The sequence below is a fragment of the Blautia sp. 210820-DFI.6.14 genome, assembly GCF_020558815.1.
Lineage (GTDB): Bacteria > Bacillota > Clostridia > Lachnospirales > Lachnospiraceae > Blautia_A > Blautia_A obeum.
The window spans coordinates 1-338 of sequence record NZ_JAJCKS010000116.1; the positions used below are offsets into that span (position 1 = coordinate 1).

Consider the following 338-nt stretch of genomic DNA (forward strand, 5'->3'; position numbering starts at 1 on the left):
GGATCACCTCCTTTCTAAGGAAGAGTTAGTAGAAAATTGAATGTGTTTTACTGTTTGGTTATCAATGAGTGAGTGCACAGATTTCTGAGGATGGATGACAGATTGGATGCTTGCATACCAGATGGAAGACATACACAGAAAGATGTATATGAAGGATTGGCTCCACCGAGAAGAAGCGTAGCGTATTCGAGGGAGAGACAAGACTGGCACGAACGGATAACTTAATAATATTTCTGGTGGCGATGCGCTTAGGGGAAACACCCGTTCCCATCCCGAACACGATGGTTAAGACCTAAGCGGCCGATGGTACTGCACTGGAGACGGTGTGGGAGAGCAGG

Annotated in this window: 1 rRNA gene; it reads left to right on the forward strand. The window is 46.7% G+C overall.

The features are described 5' to 3' along the window. Positions 1-232 precede the first annotated feature (232 nt). Positions 233-338: ribosomal RNA gene (rrf, locus tag LI112_RS17985) — 5S ribosomal RNA — on the forward strand; the annotation flags it as partial.